17 protein-coding genes are annotated in these 23806 nt (G+C 39.1%); all 17 read right to left on the reverse strand.

Features of this window, described 5'->3' with window-relative positions; genetic code table 11:
* Positions 1 to 31 precede the first annotated feature (31 nt).
* The 17 genes from C0430_RS10640 to C0430_RS10720 all read right to left on the reverse strand — a co-directional run bounded on the left by C0430_RS10640 (position 32) and on the right by C0430_RS10720 (position 23792).
* Complete coding sequence (locus C0430_RS10640) at positions 32 to 1354, reverse strand: O-antigen polymerase (RefSeq protein WP_290869523.1); 1323 nt, start codon at positions 1352 to 1354, stop codon at positions 32 to 34.
* Between the two features lie 57 nt (positions 1355 to 1411).
* Complete coding sequence (locus C0430_RS10645) at positions 1412 to 2743, reverse strand: glycosyltransferase family 2 protein (RefSeq protein WP_290869526.1); 1332 nt, start codon at positions 2741 to 2743, stop codon at positions 1412 to 1414.
* 268 nt (positions 2744 to 3011) lie between these two features.
* Positions 3012 to 4523 (reverse strand): oligosaccharide flippase family protein, encoded by a 1512-nt coding sequence (locus C0430_RS10650; protein ID WP_290869529.1) that lies wholly within the window; start codon positions 4521 to 4523, stop codon positions 3012 to 3014.
* A gap of 12 nt (positions 4524 to 4535) precedes the next feature.
* Positions 4536 to 5603 carry a Wzz/FepE/Etk N-terminal domain-containing protein gene (locus C0430_RS10655; protein ID WP_290869532.1) on the reverse strand — a complete coding sequence of 356 codons (1068 nt, stop codon included), beginning with the start codon at positions 5601 to 5603 and terminating at the stop codon, positions 4536 to 4538.
* A 61-nt stretch (positions 5604 to 5664) separates the two neighbouring features.
* Positions 5665 to 8085 (reverse strand): SLBB domain-containing protein, encoded by a 2421-nt coding sequence (locus tag C0430_RS10660; RefSeq protein WP_290869535.1) that lies wholly within the window; start codon positions 8083 to 8085, stop codon positions 5665 to 5667.
* 376 nt (positions 8086 to 8461) lie between these two features.
* Positions 8462 to 8941, reverse strand: a complete 480-nt coding sequence (locus tag C0430_RS10665; RefSeq protein ID WP_290869539.1) for a UpxY family transcription antiterminator — start codon at positions 8939 to 8941, stop codon at positions 8462 to 8464.
* 250 nt (positions 8942 to 9191) lie between these two features.
* Positions 9192 to 10238 carry a dTDP-glucose 4,6-dehydratase gene (gene rfbB / locus C0430_RS10670; RefSeq protein ID WP_290869542.1) on the reverse strand — a complete coding sequence of 349 codons (1047 nt, stop codon included), beginning with the start codon at positions 10236 to 10238 and terminating at the stop codon, positions 9192 to 9194.
* A gap of 216 nt (positions 10239 to 10454) precedes the next feature.
* A complete protein-coding gene (locus tag C0430_RS10675; RefSeq protein ID WP_290869545.1) occupies positions 10455 to 11738 on the reverse strand; it encodes a nucleotide sugar dehydrogenase in 1284 nt (427 codons plus the stop codon).
* 115 nt (positions 11739 to 11853) lie between these two features.
* Positions 11854 to 13245, reverse strand: a complete 1392-nt coding sequence (locus C0430_RS10680; protein ID WP_290869548.1) for a UDP-glucose 6-dehydrogenase — start codon at positions 13243 to 13245, stop codon at positions 11854 to 11856.
* A gap of 200 nt (positions 13246 to 13445) precedes the next feature.
* Complete coding sequence (locus tag C0430_RS10685; RefSeq protein WP_290869551.1) at positions 13446 to 14426, reverse strand: SDR family oxidoreductase; 981 nt, start codon at positions 14424 to 14426, stop codon at positions 13446 to 13448.
* A gap of 29 nt (positions 14427 to 14455) precedes the next feature.
* Positions 14456 to 16918: a polysaccharide biosynthesis tyrosine autokinase gene (locus tag C0430_RS10690; RefSeq protein ID WP_290869554.1), complete on the reverse strand. Its 2463-nt coding sequence runs from the start codon at positions 16916 to 16918 to the stop codon at positions 14456 to 14458.
* A 13-nt stretch (positions 16919 to 16931) separates the two neighbouring features.
* A complete protein-coding gene (locus tag C0430_RS10695) occupies positions 16932 to 17720 on the reverse strand; it encodes a polysaccharide biosynthesis/export family protein (protein ID WP_290869557.1) in 789 nt (262 codons plus the stop codon).
* 228 nt (positions 17721 to 17948) lie between these two features.
* A complete protein-coding gene (recR, locus tag C0430_RS10700; RefSeq protein ID WP_290869568.1) occupies positions 17949 to 18569 on the reverse strand; it encodes a recombination mediator RecR in 621 nt (206 codons plus the stop codon).
* 189 nt (positions 18570 to 18758) lie between these two features.
* The gene (locus C0430_RS10705) at positions 18759 to 21149 is read right to left on the reverse strand and encodes a polysaccharide biosynthesis tyrosine autokinase (protein WP_290869572.1); all 2391 of its coding nucleotides are present in this window, start codon (positions 21147 to 21149) and stop codon (positions 18759 to 18761) included.
* 7 nt (positions 21150 to 21156) lie between these two features.
* Positions 21157 to 21951: a polysaccharide biosynthesis/export family protein gene (locus C0430_RS10710; protein ID WP_290869575.1), complete on the reverse strand. Its 795-nt coding sequence runs from the start codon at positions 21949 to 21951 to the stop codon at positions 21157 to 21159.
* A gap of 154 nt (positions 21952 to 22105) precedes the next feature.
* Positions 22106 to 23245 (reverse strand): DegT/DnrJ/EryC1/StrS family aminotransferase, encoded by a 1140-nt coding sequence (locus C0430_RS10715; protein ID WP_290869578.1) that lies wholly within the window; start codon positions 23243 to 23245, stop codon positions 22106 to 22108.
* A complete protein-coding gene (locus C0430_RS10720) occupies positions 23238 to 23792 on the reverse strand; it encodes a sugar transferase (RefSeq protein WP_290869582.1) in 555 nt (184 codons plus the stop codon). The genes C0430_RS10715 and C0430_RS10720 overlap by 8 nt, the downstream gene beginning before the upstream one ends.
* Positions 23793 to 23806: the final 14 nt, after the last annotated feature.

A 23806-nucleotide genomic window follows, 5' to 3' on the forward strand; every position in this document is an offset into this window, starting at 1 on the left:
TCAAATAATTACACCCTAAGATTTATATTATTTAATTTTCTACTTCTTTTTTCAATATTTCATTTTGATTGCACTTAAAAAGTTTTATTAAAATTGCGACGAGAAGCAATGTAGGCAAAAGATCCTTAAAAACAGGAGTCAAATAGAAAAACACGGAATATTTTAATGTGATAACAGAGTAAGAAAAAAGAAAAGCATAGGTAGCTACTCCCCACCATTTATCTCTTCTTTTCAAAAACCATTTAACAATAAAGGCGAAATATGCTCCATTTATTAATCCTCGAAAAAACAGATCAATTTCACCTCCCCAGATAGCACTTTCAGCAATTGGCCCTATGGTAAAAGGAGGAACTATAGATTCAGGAAAATAATAATTAGCATACCAATACATTGGGTTCAAACTAGTGTCAGAATTAAAAGTAAATGGCGAAATTATGTCATAAAAAAACATTTGCCATTCTCTTTTTGGAAGAACTCCTTTTTCTCTTTCGGAATACAAATGAAAACTGGTTATAAATAAAGCTCCTAATTCTCCTGGAGGTTTAATACCATCTTCTGAAATTACTTCTTTTGTACTAACAACATTTCCATCTAGCAAACGTATAATTTCAATAATTGAAAAAAAAGTAAGCAAAATTAAAGCATAACCAAATATTTTTTTTACACTTAATACTTTAACAAAATAACTGTAGAGAAAAAAAACTTGTAATAAAATGATAAAAATATTAATTCTAGAGCCGTGAGAATATAGAAGTTCATAAACACATATCAATAAAACTGAAATTAATATATAAAATTTATATTTCTTATAATTTAAAAACAACAATGTAATTAAAATAACACAAAATCCTCCTTTAAATCTAATTAAAACAGATACAATTTTCCGTACAGGAACTGATAAGTGATCATAACGAATATAATTATCGTAATAAGTCTCAACAGGAGCAGACAATAAACTCAAAATTAACAAAGAAACAACAATAGTAATCATTAAAAAAACTATTGAAAAATGCATAGATCTTTTTATTTCTACATACTTAAATTTTTCTTTGCCTCTAAAAAACAAATAACCAACAGAGAAACAAAATAAAAATAAAAAATGTCTCCATAGATGTATACTTAAATCAGTTTTCGTAACAGACATATTATCAAGCAAAACCGCAATAGGATCTCCGGGCTTAGTTAATCCATATACCAAAACTAGCCCTGGAATGACTGTATACAAAACCAACAAAGAACAATAAATAAAACCCAAATCACAAAACAAAGTTTCACCATTCACTTTTTTTAACAAATTTGCATAAAAAAAGTAAAAAATTAGAGTCACAAAAATTGGTACAAACAGTAAAAACATTATTTTTTTATTTTAAACAAGACACCAAAGACTAACTAATGACAAAAAAATTCATAGTTATTTGTTTAAAAAGTCATTTGGCAATCTATATCTCTTTTTAAAAGATAAAAATCTATATCTAAAAGAATTAACTATCATTTTTCTAAATGTATTTAAACTCAATTTAGGCACAATCTGGTGCAAATAATGAGCTACAAATGATGCTTCAAAAACATTATAAATTTTATAATCAATGGCATCAAGATAAAGCAACCTTGGACTTATTGCATTACCCTCAAGAGGTCTTCTACTATTTTTTTTTGACTTGCTTAATTTTTTTATAAAAAAACCTCCTAAATTATGATATTCAGCTATTTTATGCAAAATATTTAGCTCTCTCATAACCCTGTCTTCAGGGAACAAACCGTCTTCGATTTCTGTTAACGCTATAGAAAGTAATTTTTTATAATTAATTGGAGAGAATTCACCTGTCCAGCCAGGAAGATCTCTGGCAGTTAAAAGAAAATCAGCAGTCATTAAAGAAATTAATGGCGAATATGGTTGTGAACCCAATTCAGGATGCATCGGCTTATGCGTGGTTTTTTTAAAAAAATCTTCTGAATGTCTTTTGGCTTCTTCCGATTTTGTTAAATATCCAAGTCCTTGCGAGGTTGGTGAAACTCCATGAATTGACAATGGTTCACCAGAAAAAGCATATTCTTCAACTTCTCCCGCTAAGACAATGCCAGAATACCCATCAGGAGTAGAACATGAGTAAAATCTTCCATCACTTGAACGACTTTTTACTTTTTCAATTAAATTGGTAGACACTATACTTTTAACATAAATCATAGGTGATTCAACATCTGAAATATAAAATAAGTTTTTGGATTGTCTTTCAAGAAAAGGCTTTGACTTAATTATTTTGACTCCAGAAGATAATTTAGCATTTTTCAAATGCAAAATTAATTGTCCATTTTCCATTTTTGTTTTTGGATAAAAATAAGTAGCTGTAGGCCATGTCAATATCTCCATTCCAGTTTCAACTAAGATATCACGCATACGAACAATACTATTTGGCATCAGCCCATCATCACCACCTAAAGCAATGACAAAACCTGATTTTACGTGATTCAATGCAAATTCAAAATTATCTAACATTCCAACACCTGAACCTGGAGAAATTAGGCGAACTCTAGGGTCCTTTCTTGCAGCTTCTTCTACAATTTCTCTACTATTATCTGAGCTGCCATCATCGGAAACGATAATCTCAAGATTTTCATAATCTTGATTTGTACATGTCTTAAGCGTCTGATATAAATATTGAGCTCTGTCTTTAGTTGGAATAATAACTGTAAAATGAATGTTGTCTGTTTTATTTAGCATAAAAATATTTTTAATCTTTTTCAACTATGTTTAAATTATTTCTGCAAATCTTGAAATATAAATTAGCAGTTTAATTCTTGTTTAACTTATTACTTTCTAATTTTGTGAACCTAGTTCATTAAAATTATGCTCAAAATAAAAATTTAAATTTTACAATAAATAAATATAAAAAAACAAAAGTGCTTTTATTCTATGTGAACATTGATACTCAAATCAGAATTTTAAATTCGTTTACTTTTACAATAATTAAAAAAAATAAACTTAATTTGAAAGCTAAACAGAAGGCTGAAAATCATTGTTTTTTTAAAGTGTAATAAAAAGAAGTTAAAATCAAAATAATTCCTGTAACAATTATCCATATTAAATTTTCAAACCGACCTAGATTGTCGGGTTTTGATAAAAAAGATATGTAGGCAATAGGAAGTGATATCAAAATTGGGGGTAAAACAACCGTTCGATACCATCTCGTCAATTCTCCCTTCAAAATGCGTCTATGCATTAACCACAATCCTAAAGTAATATCAGAAACACCATGAATGAGCCAAACTACTGTACCTCCAATAATTCCAAAAAAATGAATAGCGAAAATCATTAATGGCAAACCAATTAAAACAGAACCAAAAATCATCTTGACATGAAGACTAGTCCAACCCTGAGCCTGCTGCATTGCTGCCGGTAACCAACCTAAACCTGAACAAAGAATACCTAGAATTAGAAACCTAAATGTTTTAATAATAGTCGAATCACTAATATTCATCCATGAAAGAAAAATATCTTCCGCAAAGAACAAGCAAACAACACCTAAAGATATGATTATTACTGCTATAATTTTATTGCTGAAAAAATATTCATTTTTCAATTTTCCATCATCCCCCAAAGAATGTAATTCTGAATATCGTGGGAAAAATGCCCTATAAAAAGGTTGTATCCCCAACTGCAAAAGTCCTGTTGCGGTGAATGCAATTGCATATTTCCCAAGCTCTGACACGGGAAGAACTTTACTTATTACAATTCTATCAATATTTGAAATCAATACAGCAGCAATAGATGTTAATGCCATACCACCTGAAAATCTAGCAGAAATTCGAAGTAAGTCTAAATTAAAAACAGGTTTATATATACCTGTATAGTTAATACCTTTCCATAAAAAATAACGTGTGATAAAAGTTTGCAAAATCGCAATAATGATTTGAACAGAAAAGAACCAGACTAAATCATTATGAAAAAACAAAATCAAAGATCCCATTCCATATCTAAGTGTATTTGCAGAAATTTGAAGCATATTCATAAGTCTATGATTTTGCAACCCTATTAACCCATTAAAATACAAAACATTGGGAAATTGAAAAAACAATGTACAACTCATCAATAGCATAATATACACTATGTTAATCTCTTTACTAATATCAAAAGTAAACCAATAGTTTGAAAAAAAAATTGAAAATATGATTAAGAAAAAAAATAAAATAACTGCAATACTCCAATAAAATATTTCCGTGGTTTTGAGAAGATTTTGTTTATGAAAGTCCCCATCTTTATCAGATTTTGCTCCTGCAAATTCTCTGATTATTGTGGCACCTAATCCAAAATCGAAGAAACTCATCAAAGCTTGAAAAACTAACCAAATACTTAAAACACCATACAACTCCAAACCAAGTGTTGCTATATACCACGGTGTAGATAAAATAATCAGCAAAGCTAACCATACTCCTGCAACAAAGTTCCAAAAAACATTCTGTATTGAATTAAATTTTATAAAATTCTTATTTTTTATTTTATTGCCATTAAATATTTTAAAGTTCATTTTTTATTTAATTTACATTTCCTTAATGAAACGTCTAACTACTAAATATAAAATAGTTAATATCGCTGATAAAAAACTTCCTACTAAGATTCCTGAAACTTTACCAAACCTTTCTTTCTTTAAAGGCAAAATTGGCCTGTCAATAACCTGAATTAAAGGAGTCTCTCTTCTAAGTGTCACTTTGGCCAATTCTGTTTGCTTAACCAATTCAGTCAGTATAGCTGTATTTGCCTGAACATCAACCTGCCTTCTGGCAGATGGGGAACGTTTTACGTTGAGTGCTGGATTCAAATTAAAGGTATTGTCATTCGCTACAGCTACGCCGGTAATAGCACTGTTTAATTCACCTCGAATAGAATCAGTCTGTCTTTGCAAAATAGCCATATTCATCCTGGCTTTTTTACTTTTAGTCGTGACATAAAATTGACCTACTTGTTGGGCTAATGCTTCACAAAAATACTTGGCAAACAATTCACTTGTCGATTTCATTTCTATACTGACAATCCCAATTTTCTTGTCCTTTTGCGCAACAGACAAACTGTTCTTTGACAAATCATAATAGATTGCTCCTAAAATACTGTCGTGAGTACGCGTGAAATAGTTTCTATTTGTATTAGGCAAAAATTGAATGGATGCTAATTTTTGTTTATTAACCCAACTTTTTCGCCATTTTACATTTTGTATATACATTTCAGCCAACGAAATTGTTTTATCATTCACTATAACTGGAGTCAACAAAGTTTGTTCTACCATTTTACGGGACTTAAACAACTCGGTCAAATTCGATCCTGAAAAAATACTGCCGCCGCTTCCTCCCAAATCAAATCCAAAAGAACTCGCTAAACCTAAAACACCTCCAAGCCCTCCTCCGGCTTTCTCATCTTCAACCACATAAGACAAAGTAGCTATGTAAATTGGTTTAGTAATAAAAGAATATGTCAAACCTAAAGCCCCTCCAATAAATCCTGCCAAAACGATGACTTTCCATCGCGACAATAAATAGGCAAACCATATCCTAACTCTTTCTATCAATTCTTTTAACGAAATTTCGTCTTGGGGCGTTTGTTCGCTTGTTGACATTTTATTATTTTTTTTCTTTATCTATATCTATTTTTATATCTTTCTGTCTAGTTGGCAATCACTATTTAAACGCCGTTACAATCAATAAAGCAATACTCGTAATCACGCTTCCTATACTAACCCATTCCCCCGTAGTCATTTTTTTGGTATCGGGTTTCTCGGGAACCACGATCTGTGAACCTGGCAATACCTTTGGGTAAGAGCGTATAAAAAGGAAAGAACTCGAAACGGCCGCCTTTCCGTTGGGATAAATGATGTAAGCATTTTTCTTCCATCCCTTGGCATCCGTTCCGCCAACGGCATCGAGATAATAGGCAAAACCTTTTCCTTTGTTATAGGGAATTTCCGAAGTCAACAATACATTTCCGGTCACTTTCACGCCTTCATTGTAAACAGAAACTTCAATTTCGTCCCCCGGAAATAAGGTAACATTGGTTTTGTCTTCAGGGTCTTTAACAATTTTTCTCCAATCTATGGGAATGGTGGCATACTTCAATTCCTCTTTTAACTTTTTGACCACTTTATTCTGGATACTGTCTTTTTTTCCTAGATTCAAGTCGACATTTTCCAATTCTTCAATCTGTTTCGCCTGTATGGGACGTTTGATTTTAACGCCATCCAAATTGGCAACGGCAGTCAACCCTCCCGCTCTTTGAATAATATCGTATATTTTTTCCTTCTTGCTGGCCAATACATATTTACCGGAATAATTGACGGCACCTGTTATGGACACCATTTCCGGTTTTTGATAAACCGCCATTTTTCGGATATTGACCACGTCAAAAGGTTCCAATGCAAAATTCTTGATTTGCTCGTTGTTTTCAGGGGTAATCTCCAGATTGAACAATTGTACCCTGTTCGGATTCGAATCGTCTATTTCGTCTGATTGTATCATTCGGGCCACTTCGACTCTTTTGGAGGCCGAACCGGTCAATCCGCCGGCTTGAACCAATAAATCATTCAAGGTCAGATTGTCTTGATAGTCATAAACTCCGGGTTTCTTGATTTCGCCGTCGACAGTTATTTTATATTCTTCCCTAAAATCCAGGATGGAATACACCGTCACAATGTCTTCTTTTTGCAAACTAATATTGGCTGCTGCATCACCTGCCAAAACTTTGGACAAGTTCACGTTGACGGCCTCGGTGGTCAAATCAGGTTTTAACCGTACAATGGTAGCCCTATCAGCATAAGCGTCTTCCTTTAACCCGTCGGCTTGGGCTATAAGGTCGGAAATGCGCATGCCTTCATAAAAGGAATAAGTGTCCGGTCTAAAAACAGCACCTTCAATTTTAATGCGGTTTTCAAAACGATTCAAAATCTTCGAAACCCGAAACACGTCTCCTGCAAGCGGTTTGTATGTGCCGAATTCAGATTGTTTGATGTCTTTTACCTTGAATTCTTTATTGGTTTTTTGCAACACATTCACCGATGCCGTATAAGCAAACTCGTTAAATCCCGAAGCGAAAGACACTAAATCCTTGAAGGTTTCCCCTGCTTTCATCTCGAAAATGCCGGGACGTTTGACTTGTCCTTCAACAGTCACTCTTTGGGTGTAAGCCGGAATCCGAATCACGTCGTTGTCTTTTAAACCCACATTATCCGACTGGTTGCCGTTGACCAAAAATTGGTAAATGTCAATTTTCTTGTATACCTTGTTGTTTCTCAACAATTCGATGTTTCTGTAACTTCCGTTTTTTCCAGGTCCTCCACCTAAAAATAAAGCGTTGTAAACCGTGGCCAAGGAAGAAATGGAATAGTTGCCTGGCTGTTGGCTCCCAATTAAAGTCACTTTTATCGTCCTGATGCGAGTCAAACTTACGCCCACTTGGGATTGGCCCGAGCTTACGGTGCTGTAGACTCTTGCCATTGCCCCTCGAATCTTCTGGGTGGCCGCTTCAATCGTCATTCCCGAAACCGAAATTTGTCCCACGTATTGAATATTGACTTTCCCTTCGACCGTAACGGGAATACTGGCATTAAATTCTTGCACGCCGTAAACACTAACTTGCAATTCATCTCCAGGTCCCAAAACATAATTCACGGGAGTGGCCAATTTCAAATTCGGTTCAAAATTCAGGGTGGGATTGTCAAACAGTTCCGATCCAAAAACCAGCGAATGCAACGTGTCTTTTACCTTTTTGTTGACAATTTTGTCCTGTTTTCGAGTCAATTCTTCTTTAGTGTCATCCAAATTTTCTTTGAGTGCAACGCTTGCCGAGGTAGGCTGTGACCCCAATCGCATTTTCAATTTGGCAAACTCGGTCGCCGACATTCCCTTGGCCAAAGCCATAGGTTCTGCTTGTTCGACAGTGACGTTGTTGGTTTGCAACTGCGTTTTAATTTTTGCTATATCCGTATCCGACAAATAATCTACTTTGAGCGTGCTTAAATCTGTTCCTTTAAACAAATCTTGGGCTAACAATGTACCCGTTTGAAAAAGGGCAAACAAAAGTAAAAAGGCAGTAATTATTTTTTTCATGATGCGATATAATTTGTATTAATTTTTAAAAGGAAACCAATCTCCTTTACGATATTTTGTTGCAAAATAAACTCTTTTAAACTATTCAAAAATGGATGCAATAAATAAAATTATTGCTGATTTATACATCCAAAAATAATGAAATTTTTTAGCCATTTAACGGCTTCGCCGTGGTGACTCCCAAAAAGGGGCACCAAAACTTCCAATGCTACAAATTTATGGTAAATAAAAAGAACTCTTCATCTTTTACTTACAAAATTTAAAGACCCGAAACAAGCCCTTTAAATACTGTTCCTTGCCGCTATTGTACTAAAAACAAAGAAATTACTTGTAAATACAACTAATTAATTGTTTAAATAATTTGAAACAAAAAAATTTAAACCTCTTTTTTAGCCACTTTATCTACCCTGAGCATACAGCCCAAAGATTCCAAAATCAAAATGTAATGGTTTTGTTTTACTTCCTGAATGATGGCGGTTTGACTGATAAACGGCCCTGATTCCAAAGTGATTTTATCCCCTTTTTTCCATTGGTCCAAAACGACCTCGTAAACATCCGGAGCAGAAAGCCATTGCCGGATGGCCTCTATCTCTAAATCCTTCACTACGGCTGGTTTTCCCAACCAAAACAAATACCGGACGGCGCCCGAAATTTCGAAAACTCGATTCCGATCCTTGTCTTCCACTTGCACAAAAACATATGAATTGAACAAGGGAACACTAATGCGCTTCTTTCGATCCGACCACTGGCTTATTTTTGTAACCAATGGACAATAAGCCACCACCCCAATCTCATTCAATCGCTCCGCCACTTTTTTTTCCCATTTGGGCTTGGTGTACACTACATACCAGTTCATAGTCTATCTGTTATCCGTTGTCGGTTTTTCGTTGTCTGTTTTCTGTTGTCCGTTGTCGGTTTTATGTTATCCGTTTTCTGTTTTCCGTTGTCTGTTTTCTATTTTTCTGTAATCTGTCTTTTGTAATCTGTCTTTTGTAATCTGTTAGGTCTGTTTAAACTATGGGATATCGATTTTGAAATAACCTTCAATTACCCTTAAGTCAATAATATTAACAATCTGAACCGAAAACAGACATTCAACAACCCTCCTAAGAATACATCTTGGTATAATACTTCACGTAATCCCCGGAAGTCACACTGTCGAGCCATTGCTGGTTGTTCAAATACCAATCGATGGTCATCTCCAAACCTTGCTCAAAAGTGACGGAAGGTTCCCAACCCAATTCCTTGTTTATTTTGTTGGCATCAATGGCGTATCGCAAATCGTGTCCCGGTCGGTCTTTCACGTATGTGATCAGTTTTGCCGATTCTCCTGTTTCCCTACCTAATTTTGTGTCCATGATTTGGCACAATACCTTTACCAAATCAATATTTTTCCATTCGTTGAATCCACCGATGTTGTAGGTTTCGTGATTCTTGCCTTGGTGAAAAACCAAGTCGATGGCCACGGCATGATCTTTCACGAACAACCAATCGCGGGTATAATTCCCGTCTCCATAAACAGGCAAAGGCTTGTTGTGGATGATGTTGTTGATGAATAACGGAATTAACTTTTCAGGAAAATGGTTCGGTCCATAATTATTGGAACAATTGGTAAGCACATACGGCAATCCATAAGTCTCGCCATAAGCCCTCACAAAATGGTCGGAACTTGCTTTGGAAGCGGAATAAGGAGAATTGGGATCGTAAGCGGTGGTTTCGGCAAACAAGCCATCCGCTCCCAACGAGCCATAAACTTCATCCGTGCTCACGTGGTAAAACCGTTTTCCTTCACTGGCATTGACCCATGTTTTCCGGGCGGCGTTGAGCAAATTCACGGTTCCAATCACGTTGGTCTTCACAAAGGCCATTGGATCTTCAATGGAACGATCCACGTGCGATTCGGCAGCCAAATGGATTACGCCGTCAAATTGGTGTTCTTGAAACAAATTATTGATAAAACGCTCGTCTGTGATGTCCCCTTTCACAAAAGTATAATTGGGTTCGTTTTCTATATCGGTGATATTTTCCAGATTGCCCGCATAAGTAAGTGCATCCAAATTGAATATTTGATATTCTGGATATTTTTGCACAAAACGTCTAACGACATGCGACCCAATAAATCCTGCTCCACCCGTGATCAATATTTTTTTCATTCTAGTCCTATATTATAAAATTATATTTTTTTTAAATAATGGAAATCAATCCTGATTAGCCGTTCTCTTTATTCTTTGCACAACCCACCGTCATTGCGAGCGAAACGCAGTGCAGCGCATCAATCTATTGTCATAAACCCATAACTCCCAACCGATACCCCACAACAGACAACACAAAACCCATACAGGTCATTGACCACTGAAAACGGAACACTCTTAAAGCCTCCCGTCGGCCATGTCTCCCAAAACCCCTTTAACATCATAAAGAACACTGTTTTTATTCCTCAAGGCATTGATGTCCAAATCCAGAAATTCTTGATGGGCCACACCCAAAACCACGGCGTCGAAAGTAGTGGCTGGTTTGTCCGTACTGGTTGTCAATCCATATTCATGCAAAACCTCTTCGGGGTTTGCCCAAGGATCATGCATTCCCACTTTAATCCCGTAATCTTCCAGGGCGCTTATTACATCGACAATTTTGGTGTTGCGCACATCGGGACAGTTTTCTTTAAAGGTGATCCCCAACATCAAAAGGGTTGCGCCATTGATGGCAATTCCCTTTTTTATCATCAATTTGACTACTTGCGAAGCCACGTATTCGCCCATACTGTCGTTCAAACGGCGACCTGCCAAAATTATTTCAGGATGATATCCTTTTTCTTGTGCTTTCTGGGCCAAATAATAAGGATCGACTCCAATGCAATGTCCCCCAACCAAGCCCGGTTTGAACGGAAGAAAATTCCATTTCGTGCCGGCGGCTTCCAACACGGCATGGGTGTCAATTTCGAGAATATTGAATATTTTGGCCAATTCGTTGACAAAAGCAATGTTGATGTCGCGCTGCGAATTCTCGATTACCTTGGCGGCTTCGGCAACCTTTATCGAAGGAGCCAGGTGTGTTCCTGCCGTTATCACCGATTGGTACAATTCATTTACTTTTTGTCCAATTTCGGGAGTGGAACCCGAAGTGACTTTCAAAATCTTGTCCACTGTATGTTCCTTGTCACCGGGATTGATTCTTTCCGGCGAATAGCCCGCAAAAAAATCGACGTTAAACTTTAATCCCGAAACCCGTTCCAATACCGGTACACATTCCTCCTCGGTTACGCCGGGATAAACGGTAGATTCATAAATGACGATATCGCCTTTTTTCAATACTTTACCAACCGTTTCACTGGATTTGTACAACGGAGTCAAATCGGGGCGGTTATTTTTGTCCACCGGAGTGGGCACTGTTACCACGTAATAATTGCAATCCGCTATTTCATCCAAGGATGCCGTGCAATACAAACCGACGGCATTCCCTTTGGTTGCAACCAATACGTCCCGTAAAGTGTCGGAATCGATCTCGAGCGTACTGTCATTGCCCTGTTTTAAGGCGGCTATTCGGGATGGATTGATGTCAAATCCCGTCACGGAATATTTTGTGGCAAACAATCGTGCCAAAGGCAAACCCACGTATCCCAATCCTATAACCCCAATTTTTATGGCTGTGTCCAATTTTTAAAGTGTTTTAGATTTTACAATAATAAAACCCAGATTTATATTAATTTTTTATTCCGAAAAACAGATAACAGATAACAGATAACTGATAACCAATAACTGATAACCGAAATCACGCTCCAATACCATGATAAACAAACCCTATCGCTTCGAGTTCCGCGGCATCCAAAATATTTCTGCCATCAAAAACGAAAGCTGGTTTTTGCATTCCGTCGTATATTTTTTTCCAATCGTACTGTCTAAATTCATCCCACTCGGTTAGCACGGCAATGGCATGTGCATTCTTGCAGGCTTCATAAGGATTATCAAATGAAGTTACCCCGTCCTTGTTTTTTTCGGAAGTCCTGGTTTCCAGATAATCCAAATCGGCCAAGACTTTTTTTCCGGAAACCTTGGGGTCAAACACGGCAATTTTGGCTTGTTCGCTGATCAAATCATTGGCCACGTAAATGGCTGCTGATTCTCTCGTATCGTTGGTATCTTTCTTGAAAGCCCATCCCAGGAACGTGATTTTTTTGTCGGCAACGGTATTGTACAAGGTCTGGACAATAGTGTTGGAAAACCGTCTTTTCTGGTGGTCGTTCATGATAATTACCTGTTCCCAATAATCAGCCACTTCGTTTAATCCGTAGGATTTGGCAATGTAAACCAAGTTCAGGATGTCTTTTTGGAAACATGATCCTCCAAAACCAACGGACGCTTTGAGGAATTTTGAACCTATCCTGCTATCCATCCCTATGGCTTTGGCCACTTCATTGATATTGGCTCCCGTTTTCTCGCAAAGTTCGGACAAGGCATTGATCGAAGAAATTCTTTGTGCCAAAAATGCGTTGGCGGTCAATTTCGACAACTCGGACGACCATACATTCGTGGTCAATATTTTTTCGAGACGAACCCAATTCGAATAGACATCAACCAAGGCCTGAATGGCTTTTTGGCCATCGGGAGTTTCGTCTCCGCCAATCAAAATCCGATCTGGATGCAATAAATCATGTACAGCGGTGCCTTCGGCAAGAAATTCTGGATTGGAAAGAATTTGGAATTGTACGCCATTTCCGGTATTGTCCAAAATACTTTTGATGGCCTCTGCTGTTCGCACCGGCAAAGTCGATTTCTCGACCACAATTTTGTTGTCTTTGGCTATTTTGGCAATTTGTCGGGCACACAATTCGATGTATTTTAAATCGGCAGCCATTCCCTTCCCTTTTCCATAGGTTTTCGTTGGCGTGTTCACCGAAATAAAAATGATTTGGGCTTCGTCAATCGCTTTTTCCACATCGGTCGAAAAAAACAAGTTTCTTCCCCTGGCTTCGGCTACAACTTCGCTTAAACCCGGTTCATATATTGGAATATTGTGCACGTCTTCATCGTTCCAAGCCGCAATTCTTTCGGCGTTCAAATCGACCACCGTGACTTGTACGTGGGGGCATTTTTGTGCAATAACGGCCATGGTCGGTCCTCCAACATATCCGGCTCCGATGCAACAAATTTTTGTAATTTTCATTTTTTTAATTCTGTTATGTGTTATCTGTTTTCAGTTGTCAGTTTTCTGTTATGTGTTTTCTGTTATCTGTTTTCTGTTATCTGTTATCTGTTATCTGTTATCTGTTTTTCTTATGTAGTCGAAAGCACGGCATCAATGTAATCCTGAACCAGCACGGCGCGATAACCTCAAGTTTCAAACCGAAAACCGAAAACCGATAACTACCTCAAATTCTCCCAATACCAATCTATCGCTTCCTTCAATCCCTGTTGCAAAGAAAACTTCGGGTCATAACCCAACAATGTCTTCGCTTTGTCAATACTGGCCAAAGAATGGGGAATATCGCCCGCCCTGTTGGGACCATGGTCAATGGCAACATCGGCTATTTTTGGATTATAAGCAGACAAAAATTCTTTCAGATAATCCACCAAATTATTCAAGGTGTTCCGGTCTCCGTATGCGGTGTTGAAAACCGTGTTTACTGCTGCCGGATTTTGGGTGGTCATCGCCAATTCATTCATTTGGATCACGTTGTCAATATAAGTGAAATCGCGGGAATAGTTTCCGTCGCCATTGATTACCGGACTTTCAAGCTGCATCAATTGCATCACGAATTTTGGTATTACGGCGGCATAAGCGCCTTTTGGATCTTGTTTTCGACCAAAAACATTGAAATAACGCAAGCCTATGGTTTCCAATCCATAAGTTCTGCTAAAAATATCGGCATACAATTCGTTCACGTATTTTGTGATGGCATAAGGGGAAAGCGGTTTCCCGATTACGTCTTCCACTTTGGGCAATCCTTGCGAATCGCCATAGGTCGACGAACTTGCCGCATACACAAACCGCTTTACCTTGGCATCACGGGCAGCCACGAGCATGTTTAAAAAACCCGAAACATTGACGTCATTCGTGGTAACGGGATCCTTGATGGATCGCGGAACGGAACCCAAAGCGGCTTGGTGCAAAACATAATCCACGCCTTGTACCGCCTTGTGGCAATCGGATAAATCACGAATGTCGCCTTCCATCAAACGGAAGTTGGGGTTCTCCATAAAATCCTTCAAATTATGCCGATGTCCCGTGGCAAAATTATCCAAACAGGTCACTTGGTGTCCCTTGGACAAAAAATATTCGCAAAGATTGGACCCTATAAATCCTGCGCCACCGGTAATTAATATGCTTTTTACTTCCAGTTTCATGTGTTTTTTTATTGTAAACAATCGTGTTGCTAGCTTCTTTTCTTGGGGAATTTTCGAATCACTTTTTCAAAAATATTTTTCGACGTATCGTCCGTGTAACCATTGGCATAAGTCGTATTGCCGTATCCGTATCCATATCCGTAACCGTAACCGGCTCCGTACTTGGCTTTATTTTGAAATCCGTTCAAAATAATGCTGGTATTGTTGAGCTCGCCACGTTTTACCCTGTTGTTGAGCAAAGTAATCATGTCTTTTTTGGTAAAGTTCTGGCGCACGATATACAAGGTGACATCACAATATTGCGCCAATTCCAGGGCATCAGAAACCAAGCCAACAGGAGGTGTATCCAAAATGATGTAATCGTATTTTTTCTTCAATTCTTCGATTAATTCCTTCATGCCGTCGCTCATGATCATCTCGGCGGGATTCGGAGGAATGGGACCGGAAGTGATAACGTCGAGAAAAGGAATTTGGGTGGAATTGATGATTTCGTCCACCGTTTTTTGTTTGATGAGATAATTCACGACCCCCACATCATTCTTCAAATTAAATTGGTCAAACAATTTGGGTTTTCTTAAATCCAATCCTATGATTACGGTCTTTTTTTCGCTCAAAGCAAATACCGTGGCAATGTTCAGGGTACAGAATGTTTTTCCTTCACCGCTGACGGAGGACGTGATCATGAGCGTTTTTGCACCATCCAGCTTTTGTTGTTTGTACAAAAACTGAAGTGAAGATCGAATCGCCCGGAAGGACTCCGACAAAGCCGATTTAGGTTTGTCATAAACCGCCAACTCCGTATTTTCCTTGCTCAGCCCGATAACGCCTATCAGTGGTATCTGGCTCAATTTGCTGATGTCTTCCGTGTTTTGTATGGAATTGTTGATGAAGAAAATGGCAAAGACAAAAAGCAACGGAATCAATAATCCCAGAAATAAGGCCAGCACATAATTCACCGAAGTTCTTGGTCCTATGAGTCCTCCGCCAATGTCTTTGGCAGGATCGATAAAATGAACATCCGACAAGTTTGCGGCTTTTACAATGTCGGCTTCGCTTCTTTTTTGAAGAAACGTGCTGTAGATGTTATCGCTTAAATCGTATTTTCGTTTGATTTTTATCAGTTCCTGCTGGTCTTCCGGGAGCTGTTTTATGGTGCTTTCCGTTTCGTTGATTTTACTGTTGATCATGGCCAAATCATGTTGCAGCGAGGCTTTGGCAGTGACAATGTTTTCCAACAGGACTTTCTTGATCGCTTCCATTTGATTGTCGAAATCCTTGAATATTTTTTCGCTTTTTACGGCATAGGCCATTTCTGATCTTTGGGTGGACAGGGCAATCAATTTGGAAACATTCACGACGATATTCGGATCTTCAATTCCCGCCACGGAAGGTGCAGGAAGCTTGGAATAATCAACGCTGTTTTTCAAATAGGCTTTCAAGGAATTATAATAAGTCACTTTGCGGGTAATCTCGTCTTTTTGGACATCAAATTCCAGAATTTGTCCCGAAAATTTGGAACCGCCTTCTTCTATGTCATAAATATTTTTGCCGCTTCTGAAAGATTTCAACTCGTTTGTCGTTTCTTTCAATTGGGCTTCCATCGCCACAAGCGTACTGTCTATGAATCGTATGGTGTTTGTGGCAAATTGGTTCTTGCTGTCCAACTGGCTTTTGATGAGCATTTTGACGGTGGCATTCAAATATTCGACCATTCTGGCCTTGTTGGTTCCCTGCATTCCCAGTGTAATGATGGATCCTCCTTTGTCATCAGACCGCACATTGATTCCCCTGTAACTGGAAACAGTGCCGTCAAAATCATTGAATTGCACAAAATATTCGTTCCCTTTGTAAAGTCCGGGTTTGTCTTTTATTTGCAATTTCCAATTCAGGAACGGCAAGGAGACCTGTTGTCCCACTTTGTATCTTTTGACAAAATCACCCGGAACAACGGCCGTTTGGCTATAGGAATTGTCCCTGTAGGTAATCATCGAAACTGTATTGCCAGCAAACGGGATTCGGATTTCATATTCATTTTCGCTCAAGAATTTGATGCCGATGAGGCTTCCCGCTATTTGCCCCTTGTTTTTGTCGATGTCCACATAAAAAGGCACGGCGCCGTAAGCATCCACAAGATTGTATTTGCCTTGGGCCAAGTAACCGATGTAAAATTGTAGTTTGTCTACGACCAATTCGTTGTGGGAGCGAGATTGCAAGGTGGTGGAAATCGCCTGGACTTGGTCTGAAGTGCCGCCCCAATTGAAGACCAAACTGGTATTGGAGGTAAATAACGGATTATTTTCTTCCTTGACGGAGATGAGCGTCTCCATGGCATAAATTTTTTCCTTGCGAATATTCACTTGGTAGGCAATGGTGAAAGTAATGATTAGACTCAAGACAAACCATTTCCAATAACTTCCAATTTTTAATAAAAACCCTTTAAAATCAAATCCTGACTGGGCTTCAAAAATAGAAAAATCTTTTATGTCTAACATTTTTGGATTTGTATTATAGTTTTAATATTAAAATGGTAGTGGTGATCAGGGAAATTAAAGTCATTATGCCTCCTATCGATTCTATCCCTGTTTTACCGGTTCCCCAAGTTTTTTGCTTGAGTGGTTTTACGTAAATATAATCGTTGGGCTGCAAGTTATAATAAGGAGATTGCATCACGTTGATGTCCGTAAGGTCTATGTCGTGCATTTCGGTTCCCGTGGGCAGTTGCCGAATGATGGTTACCGCTTTTCTGTCTCCCGTTATCGTGATGTCACCCGAATTGGCGATGGCTTCCATGATATTGACATGGTCCTGGTATAAAAATTTCGTGCCCACGCTTCCCACTTCTCCGTTGATGGTGTATTTGAATCCCGCCAAACGCACGGTCACAAAAATATTGGCCTCTTTCTTGAAATACTCGTCCAAGAGTTGTTTCTCGATGTGCATTCGCAATTCCTCTGTCGTAAAACCAATGGCGTTGATTTCACCCAAAACCGGAATCCTGATGTTCCCGTGATCGTCAACCGTGAAGCCGTCAAAATACAAGGCCGATCCGCCTTTGTCGGTTTCCCCTTTGTTGGTGGGGTTAAAAATAGTGACTAACTTGGGGTCATCTGCCTTGATGGTGATGCTCAAAACATCATTGGCCTGTAGCCGATACGGCTTCAACATTACCTCGGTTATTGGGGCTTCCGTTTCGATTCCGCTTTTGTTTTGCAGGTAAACCAGGTCTTTTACGGGAATACAGGAGGTAAAAAGCAGGCTAATCCCCAGCAATATATAGAGTATGGATTTGTTCATCTTTTAATTTTGATAACAAATATAGGGTTTCATTTCACAATTCAAAAATATCGCCATTCAATAAATGGATTAATTCTTCTTTCCCTGAAACAATCATTCAAAGCGGTTTCCTTTAAAAACATTTCCAAAATAGGACCCCATCCCTATCCCAAAAAAAATTCCGTATTCAACCGTGTTTTCGCTTTGGCAAATCCGTTTGATTCGCGTCCCGAGAACCGTGTCCCCAATTTAATTGTTCTTGAAAAAATGCTCAAATGGTATTCTTTGCAAAATACTTCTTCCCAGCGTAACCTCGTCGGCATACTCCAGTTCATCGCCCACGGAAATTCCTCGAGCAATGGTCGAGGTGATGATGCCACAATCTTGTATTTGTTTGTAAATATAAAAATTCGTGGTATCCCCTTCCATGGTGGAACTCAAGGCAAAAATGAGTTCACTGACAACACCCGATTTCACTTTCTCGACCAGCGTGTTGATGTTCAATTGACTGGGACCCACTCCGTCTATGGGCGATATCTTGCCTCCCAGAACGTGATAAATTCCCCTAAATTGTCCCGTGTTTTCAATGGCCATCACGTCGCGAATATCTTCGACAACACAAATAATCTGGTGGTTCCTTTTGGGATTGGCACAAATCTCGCAAACGGCCACATCCGAAATGTTGTGGCAACTCACGCAAAATTTCACTTCCTCGCGCATTGCCGTCAAGGCTTGCGATAAAAATCCGGTTTGCTCTTTGGGTTGCTTCAACAAATGCAACACCAATCGCAAGGCGGTTCGCTTGCCAATTCCCGGCAATTGTGCCATTTCGTTGACTGCTTTTTCTAAAAGTTTCGATGAAAATTCCATAAATGCAAAGGTAACAATTTGGTTGGGAATGGGAATCGTTTTTAAAAAGGGTATGAGTTCTTTATACACCGCCCATCGTCTCCCGCAAAACACGCAACCGACAACAGACAACAGACAACAGATAACCGATAACTGATAACTGACAACCGATAACCCTTCAAACAAAAAAAAGAGGCTTTCGCCTCCCTTTTATTTATTAAAAACTTTCTTGTACCAAGGTTTTTCCTCCACTTTCACGCCATAACCATAACCATAGCCGTAGCCATAACTTTTATTGAGCTTGGTATCATTGAGCACCACGGACATATTATTGAGTTTATTTTCTTTGTACAGTATTTTCGGAATGTGGAGCATTCTTTTGTCCAAAAAGTTGGCTCGCACCACATATACGGTGGCATCAGCGTGTTTAGACAACATCAGGGTATCCGAAACCAAGCTTACCGGCGCCATGTCCACGATAATATAATCGTATTCCTTCTTGAATTCGGTGAATAGTTCTCCCAGTTTTTTGCTCATCAACAATTCCGTGGGATTCGGAGGAATGACACCTGCAGGAAGCACGTACAGATTGTCGAAATTATTGGATTTAAAAATATAATCGCCAATCATGGCCTTGCTTGACGACAAATAATCCGTCAATCCAGAATTATTGGGCAAATCGATGTATTCATTTAATTTGGGATTCCTGAAATCCAGCCCCATTAAAAGTACTTTTTTCTTGGAAAGTGCCATCGTTCCTGCCAAATTAACCGACAAGAATGTTTTGCCTTCTCCGGCCAATGTCGATGTCATGAATATGGTTTTGGCCTCGTCCTCCGGCACTTGCCCCAACATAAAATCAAGATTCGTTTTGACTATTCGAAGTGCTTCGGCGGTTCCTGTTCGACTGGCGGCATCTATGAGTTCATTCGGACTAATCGAATTGGGGATATCGCCCAAGAATGGAATGTCAAATTTGCTCGTTACATCAAAGCGATTTTTCACTTTGGTATCCAATAAATCAATGATGTAGATAATCCCGAATGGCACAAGAAGTCCCAACAACAAGGCGGCCAGATAAATAATATTTTTTTTGGGAGAAACCGGTGTCTTGACCGCTTTTGCCGCATCGATCACTCGGGCATTGGGCTCCGTTGCGGCCAACGAAATGGCTGTTTCCTCTCTTTTTTGCAGCAAATACAAATACAATTCCTCTTTTACTTTTTGCTGGCGGGCAATCACCCGAAACTGGCGCTCCTGACCCGGGATTTCACCAATTTTGGAATCCAGAAATCCTTCTTGACCTCTTAAATCTCTTTTCTGTATGTTCAAATTGGCTTGCAATCGGCGCAGACTCTCGCCAATATTCGATTTCAAGGAAGCAATTTGTTGCTCTAATTTAACAACGGCTGGATTTTCCATCGTGGCCGATTTCAAAATCCGGTTGCGTTCCAAGACCAATTGGTTGTAGGAATCCATCAATCCCGAGGCATCGCTGCCAGAAATAATATTGGCGGGCAATAAATCGGCATTCGTGCTTTTTTTGATAAAATCCAACATCGAATTGACCATGTTCAACTGTATTTCCATCTCGACCCTTTTTTTGTTGTACTCGCTGGAGCCTTCAATAAAAAGTTTGGCTTCGGTTTCTATGTCGGTCAATTTATTGGACGTCTTGAAGCGTTCCACGTCCTTTTCGACTCCGTCCAACTCCTGGGTGATCAACAACAATCTTTCGGCCACGAATTTCGAAGTGTTTTCAGAAATGTAACTCTTGTCGGCCGCGGCATCGTCATTGTAGATTTGAATCAAATTGTCCAGAAAATCCTCCGCTCTCTTGGTTACGGCATCCGTGATGGAAATTTCGACCACGCTACTCGTTTTGCTTACGGGATTCACCTTGAGACGAGCCAAATAACCCGCCACCACTTTTTCGAGAGGATTTACGCTGATGCTTAGCGACTTGTCTTTGGCATTAAATCGATTATTTTTAGTGATGGACTTGGTAATAATCAAATCCCCGTTTGGAGTGGGAATGATTTCTCCGTATCGAAATTCTTTTTTGGCATGCAAAAATGACGGCTTTTCTCCTGCTGTCAATTCACTTCCCAGTGCAAAGGTGGCCGGGCTCAGTTCTTTAAACTCCAACTGCAGCTTCTCGGTATCAAATGCGGGTTTGGTGTTGCTGAAATTGATTTCAATGGGAGCATCCTTGTATTTTTCGCTGCTGATGACATTCCCTTTTTCAGCAATCACGACTTGCAATCCGAGTTTTTTTATCGTTCTTTCGACCAAGGTTCTGGACTTCAAAATTTCGATTTCGTTGTCCACATTACTTTTCAACCCACTCCCCAATCCCAAATCAGAAAAAGCGGACAGTTCGGAAAGCATGCCGCCCTTTTTTTCATCCTTGACCAATATCGTGGTACTGGCCTGATATTGGGGCGTGGCGTATCTTAAATAAACGAAAGCCAAAGTAAGACAGAAACAAACTGCCAATACAAACCATTGCCAATTGTCGAGATAACGCTCTAAAGTATCCCTTAAATTAAAATCTTCGTTTTGATTTTCGTCCGAGTGGCTAGTAGTATTATAATCCATAAAAAGTTTAGTTTGAAGCAGTGATAATCAAGGTGATTACTGTTATTAATAAAGAAGTAATGGAGATAAGAACCCCCGTATTGGCACCCACTGCAGCTCCATTAATCCTGGTTTTGTTGGGCTCCACATACACCACGTCATTCTGGGCCAAATAATAAAAAGGAGAATTAATGAAATCAGCCTTCGTGATGTCGACCCGATTATAGGATTTCACGCCATTCACTTCCCGGATAACGAGGATATTGTCCCTTTTCCCGTAAATGGTCAAGTCTTTCGCCATACTGATGGCTTCAATCAAGGTAATCCGTTCGGAAGCAACGTTGTAAGTCCCCGGCAAGGTCACTTCGCCCTGCACCGAAACCTTGAAATTCATGATGCGAAGGTTGATGATGGGGTTCTTGATGTATTTCGAGATTTTGTCTTTAAAGAGTTGCAGCACTTCGGAACGCGTTAACCCGCCTACTTTTAATTTTCCCAAAACTGGAAAATCAATCATCCCATTGGAATCCACTAAATAGGATTGCATTGTTTCCTGGCCTCGCGCGGCACTCATGCTGCTTGCCGATGACACGCTGACGGTACTCAAATTAAAAGGAATGGCCGTTTCTGGATCGTCTGCCGACACGATAATGGTCAGCAAATCATCGGGTTGTATCTTTATTTCGTAAGAATTGGATTGACTCGCTTTGGCCAAACCGTCAATATTTTGATAATAAACCACTTCCGCTCTTGGCTTACACGAAAAGAACAGCAGGACTAAAAGAAATGGAATTGTTTTTTTTAATAAAAAAAAATACTTCATATAATTATACTTTTTAACGTTGACAAATATAGACATTAACCTTGGTTTAATTCCTTTTTTATGACAAACAGACACGCTTTAATTGCGGCGATTTACGGACAATCGATTTCCTTTTCACATAACCAACCGAAAACCGATAACCGATAACAGACATTTATTTAAACAATTGCTTTACAACTGCCGCTATTCTTTCCCTGTCTTCATCCGTAAGATTGGAACCTGATGGCAGACAAAGACCGTTTTCAAACAAGGTTTCTGCCACGGCACGACCATAATACGGATAATTTTTAAAAATAGGTTGTAAATGCAGGGGCTTCCACAAAGGGCGGGATTCGATGTTTTCAGACTCAAAAGCCATTCTTACCGTCTCTCTCGTGATACCATTCTTTATTTTGGGGTCAATCAAGATGGTGCTCAACCAGCAATTTGAAAAATAATCATCGTTGGGTACGGTAAACACGGTAACCGCATCTATGTCTTCAAACAATTTCACATAAAAGGCATGCATTTCCCTGCGCAAAGTCACGTGATCATCCAACACTTCCATTTGACCCCGACCAATTCCAGCACAAATGTTGCTCATTCTGTAATTATAGCCAATCTCGCTGTGCTCATAATGAGGGGCATCATCTCGGGATTGTGTGGCCAAAAATATGGCCTTGTTTTTAAGTTTTTGGCTATTGACAATAAGAGCCCCTCCTCCAGAAGTCGTTATGATTTTATTGCCATTAAAAGACAACACCCCAAAATCTCCAAAAGTACCACACTTTCTCCCTTTATAACTGCTGCCCAAAGCCTCGGCACTGTCCTCCAGAACCGGAATCTTGTATTTTTGGGCAATGGCTTTTACGGCCTCCACTTGATAAGGAACACCATATAAATGAACGCCAATGATGGCTTTGGGTTTCCGTCCTTTGGCTATTCGGTCAATAATGGCTTCTTCCAAAGCCAGGGGACATAAATTCCAGGTATCAAGTTCACTGTCAATAAAAACAGGCGTGGCTCCAAGATAAAGAATAGGGTTTGCAGAAGCGGAAAAAGTCATGCTCTGGCAGATGACTTCATCCCCAGCTTTTACTCCCAATAAAATCAAACCCAAATGTATGGCGGCCGTTCCGGAACTCAGGGCGGCAACAAAAACATCGTCTACCAAATATTCTGTCAAATCTTCTTGAAAACCAGTGAGATTGGGCCCCAGAGGAGCCACCCAATTCGTTTCAAAAGCCTCTTGAACATATTTTTGCTCATTTCCACCCATATGAGGAGAGGAAAGCCAAATTTTTGATTTATTCATTGTAACTAAATATTGTTTTCAAAATAATTTTTATGTCCCCAACTAGGGAATGCTGGTAATAATACTCCAAATTCATCCGTATTTTATCCGGAAAAATAACGGTGTCGTTGTATGCTAATGGACAATCTTGTTGTGCCATAAGAGACTCTTCGTTTTGATACTTAATGGAAGCCTCGCTCGTGATTCCAGGTTTTAATTCCAGTATTTTTTTATTTTCCCCTTCCAATTTATCATAATAGCTGGCTACATCAGGTCGTGGCCCCACCAAGCTCATGTTGCCAATCAAAACATTCCACAACTGGGGCAATTCATCTATTTTTGATTTTCTAAAAAACCTTCCTATTGGGGAAATTTGCGCTGTTTTAGGATGTATCGTTTTTAATTTGTATATTTTGAAAACCCTGCCACCTTGCCCTATCCTTTCTTGAATAAAAAGACCGTTGGAGTGGGTATCGATGGAAGCCATGACCCAAAGAACAAAAAGAAGTCCCCCAACCAACAGTAAGCCAATAAAAGAAAACAGAAAATCAAAAATTCTTTTTATCATGCTGTTTATCATCT

This window comes from Flavobacterium sp. (genome assembly GCF_013823965.1).
Taxonomy (GTDB): Bacteria; Bacteroidota; Bacteroidia; order Flavobacteriales; family Flavobacteriaceae; genus Flavobacterium.